Source organism: Actinomadura sp. HBU206391 (assembly GCF_014323665.1).
Taxonomy (GTDB): domain Bacteria; phylum Actinomycetota; class Actinomycetes; order Streptosporangiales; family Streptosporangiaceae; genus Actinomadura_C.
This window is the reverse complement of record NZ_JABVEB010000438.1, coordinates 1-3,209: the sequence shown is the minus strand read 5'-3', so window position 1 is coordinate 3,209 and position 3,209 is coordinate 1. Positions and strand designations below refer to the sequence as shown.

Genomic DNA, 3,209 nt, shown 5'->3' with positions numbered 1-3,209 from the left:
CACCGTCTTCCTCAGAGCAGCGGACGAAATGACGGCCGGAGCGGACGCACAGCGAATCCCGGTGTTCAGCTCCCTGCTGGCCCTATGGATCCACGAAGGCGAAGTGCCTTGGACCACCGTCATCGGACAACGCCTTCTCGAGACGCTGTCCCCTGGCCAGGACGTCGTCCTCGATCCTGGTCAGTCTCATACGAAGGAAATCAGCTGACCGCTGGTGGCATCGGCGATGACTCCAGGTGATGAACTTGAGGGCGCGGTTCGATGACCTCCCCGATGAGGCTTCTGAACGTCGAGCTGTCGGTTCCCGTCACCGCTGAGGGTGAGCTGCTTCTGCTGCATGCCGATGACCGGGTGGTAGTACCGGGTTTCGACGGTGACAAGCACCGTCCTTCCGAGTCGCCTCCCGGATGTGCACGCTGGCATCGGCTTCTCGGGCACGAATTGCTGGCCATCCTCCCCGACGATGTCCATCTGTTCGTAACGCCCCCCGGCGAACTCATCTCCATTGCCGAGTTGCGCCGACCGGGCGTCGCGTTGATCGAGGCCGCACGGCGAATCAGTCACGGCAGTGGCGACCAGGCAGAGCTGATCGCCCGATTTCGCGAAGCGATCCTCTGCCTCCAGGCCGGCGAGGAGCCGGGATTCGTCGCCCACGGAGAACTGATCCCGGCGTTCACCTCGCTTGTGGCACTCACGCAGGCAATGGGTGACACCGCGTGGTTCTCCACGACCGGCGACGAGATCCTCGACCTGCTGTCACCCGGATACGATCTCTTACTCGATCCGGGAGCCCCGCACAGCGTGCGAGTCACGCTACCGGGCACGTCAGAGGAACCGGATAAAGGATGAACCTCCGGTGGTCGTCGTTCTCGCCGTCCGAAGCCCTGAGCAGGTCCACCGATGCGATCGGTCATGACCGGTCGGCCTCACCGGTAGTGCGGCGTCACCCGGCGGCCGGAACGAGGGCCTCGTGCCACCGCGCCGTGTCGGTGTACTGGTGCAGCCAGGAGATCCGCCCATCGGTGACCCGCCACAGGTGCGCGAACTCCGCCTCGTAGGCGCGGCCGGTGGCGCGCGCGGTGCCTCGGTAATGTCCGGTGACCACGACGGTGCCGTCGGCGGTCTCCTGCCAGGTCTCGTCGTACGGAGCCGTGTCGTACGCGCTGAAGATCGCACCCCAGACCCGGGCGAGCGCCGTCTTCGGCCCGCGGAAGGCACCTCCCGCATCACACGGCAGGCCAGGTGCGACATGGGCCTCGAAGTCGGGATGCAGGATGGCGAGAATCCCGGCTCCGTCCCCGGCCTGAGCGGCGACGTAGAACCCCTTGACGACCTCGGATGCCGTGAGCATGCACGCCTCCCGTATTAGTTCCCAGATTCTAGTACGATCCAACTAATATCACTGGAGGCGTTCTGTGGGAAGACCTGCCAAGTTCAGCGAGGACCAGATCCTCGACGCGGCACTCGCCATCACGGTCGAGAGCGGACCCGGCGCCGCCACGATGGCCGCCATCGCCGCGCGGCTCGGTGGGCCGGTCGGCTCGCTGTATCACCGGTTCGGCTCCAGGGATCTGCTGCTCGCCACCCTGTGGGTCCGCTGTGTCCGCAGGTTCCAGGAGGGGTTCGTGGCGGCCGTGACCGCCGGTGACGTCGAGGCCGCCGCGTTGCACACTCCGGCATGGTGCCGCCGGCATCCCGCCGAGGCGGCGGTGCTGCTGCTCTATCGCCGCGAGGAACTGGCCGCGGGATGGCCGGCCGAGCTCGGCGCCGGCCTCGGGGACCTGAACGCGCGGGCGTCGGCCGAGTTGAAGGCTCTCGCCACCGCACGCGGCCTCGGCTATGAGCGGCTGGTCTTCGCGCTGGTCGACGTTCCTTACGGCGCGGTCCGGCGCTACCTGACGAGACGCGAACCGCCTCCGCCGTCGGTCGACGAACTCATCACCGCGACCTGCCGCGCCGTGCTGTCATGACCGGGCGGCATCCGGACGGGGAAAGCGACGCCGCGCGGCTCGCCAGGTGGGTCAGCGAGCCGGAACGCCTGACTACGCGGCTCGACGGACTCGACCCGAGCGCCCGGGCGGCGCTCGCGGCGTCGGTCGCCGACCGGCTGTTGCCGAACTACCTGCGGTTCCACGAGCACACCGGCCGCGGTGAGCCCTCGGTGCTGCGACGCGCTCTCGACGACGTGTGGAACCGTCTGCACCACGGTTCCCCGATCGACATCGTGCCCCTGGGCGTGGACTGCCTGGAGCAGACGCCGCTCGGACCGGACAATCTCGCCGACTTCTCCACGGTGGTCACCGGTAACGCCGTCTATGCCGTATGGGCGGTGACTGGGGCCCTGCACTGCGCCGTCCATGGCCGGGTCCTGGAAGTGGTGCACTGCCTGCGATACGGCCGAAGCATCGCAATGGTGATCGCCTCCGCCCGCAGCGACGGCACGGAGCCCGGCCGGGCCGAATTGCAGGATCCGCTCGTCCAGCGGGAAGTACGCCGCCAGTTGCTCGATTTGGAGGCGTTGGAGACCGTTGGGCCCACCACGGAGACCCTCGCATGGCTGCGCAGATCGACGACCGATCCCTGATGACCCGGAGTTCGCGTGGCACAGGCGCCGGGCGCACTGGGCCGTGTTTCGTAGGGCACCATCGACGTCGCCTCGATCCGCATCTGGCTCAGCGACCCAGTCACCTGAGCTATGAGGCTGGGCGCTGGTTTCCGTACTGCTCGGTCTCCGGACGCTCGATCATCAGGACGTGTGCAGCGTGCTCGGCCACGGGCCGATGCCTGGTGCCTGCGGGGACGACGAACAACTCACCAGCGTTGAGCGTGACCGAGGTCCGCCCGTCCAACTCGATGCGAAAGCTCCCATCCCAGCACAAGAACAACTCGTCTTCCTCATGCTCATGCCAAGGAAACTCGCCTTCGAACAGGGCGATCCGGACCACCGTGTCGTTGGCCGTGACCAGGTCACGCTGCTGAAAGGGACCAGGCAAGGAGGCGATGATCTTCTCGATCGACACCGGCCCCGTCCCATGTGTTTTCGCCATGAAACCCATCTTTCCGGACAGAGCCAGACACCGCCCAGAGCCAATTTGGAATTGTGGCCCGCCCTCAATGTCCTCAACGCTGCCGCACGACCGGACGATCCACGGGACAGGGCCTAGTACCGGTACCGCATGATCCGGCCGATGTCGCGGAAGCCGGGGATG

At 66.8% G+C, this 3,209-nt stretch carries 6 protein-coding genes; 4 read left to right on the top strand and 2 right to left on the bottom strand.

Translation table 11 applies throughout. The features are described from left to right. Positions 1-208: SseB family protein (locus HKK72_RS37920; protein WP_222721646.1), on the top strand; the 208-nt coding region annotated here is incomplete at its 5' end. A 53-nt stretch (positions 209-261) separates the two neighbouring features. Continuing rightward, positions 262-849, top strand: coding sequence for an SseB family protein (locus HKK72_RS37915; RefSeq protein ID WP_187239211.1), 588 nt, complete (start codon positions 262-264; stop codon positions 847-849). A 94-nt stretch (positions 850-943) separates the two neighbouring features. Here the strand turns inward: HKK72_RS37915 and HKK72_RS37910 are convergent, their stop codons facing one another. Further along, positions 944-1,351 (bottom strand): nuclear transport factor 2 family protein, encoded by a 408-nt coding sequence (locus HKK72_RS37910; RefSeq protein WP_187239210.1) that lies wholly within the window; start codon positions 1,349-1,351, stop codon positions 944-946. Positions 1,352-1,415: 64 nt separating this feature from the next. Between HKK72_RS37910 and HKK72_RS37905 the strand changes: the two genes are divergently transcribed. Continuing rightward, positions 1,416-1,970 (top strand): TetR/AcrR family transcriptional regulator, encoded by a 555-nt coding sequence (locus tag HKK72_RS37905; protein ID WP_187239209.1) that lies wholly within the window; start codon positions 1,416-1,418, stop codon positions 1,968-1,970. Then, a complete protein-coding gene (locus tag HKK72_RS37900; protein ID WP_187239208.1) occupies positions 1,967-2,584 on the top strand; it encodes a DUF416 family protein in 618 nt (205 codons plus the stop codon). The genes HKK72_RS37905 and HKK72_RS37900 overlap by 4 nt, the downstream gene beginning before the upstream one ends. A gap of 109 nt (positions 2,585-2,693) precedes the next feature. Here HKK72_RS37900 and HKK72_RS37895 read toward each other — a convergent pair whose 3' ends face one another. Continuing rightward, positions 2,694-3,020 carry a cupin domain-containing protein gene (locus HKK72_RS37895; RefSeq protein WP_315987651.1) on the bottom strand — a complete coding sequence of 109 codons (327 nt, stop codon included), beginning with the start codon at positions 3,018-3,020 and terminating at the stop codon, positions 2,694-2,696. Positions 3,021-3,209 lie beyond the last annotated feature (189 nt).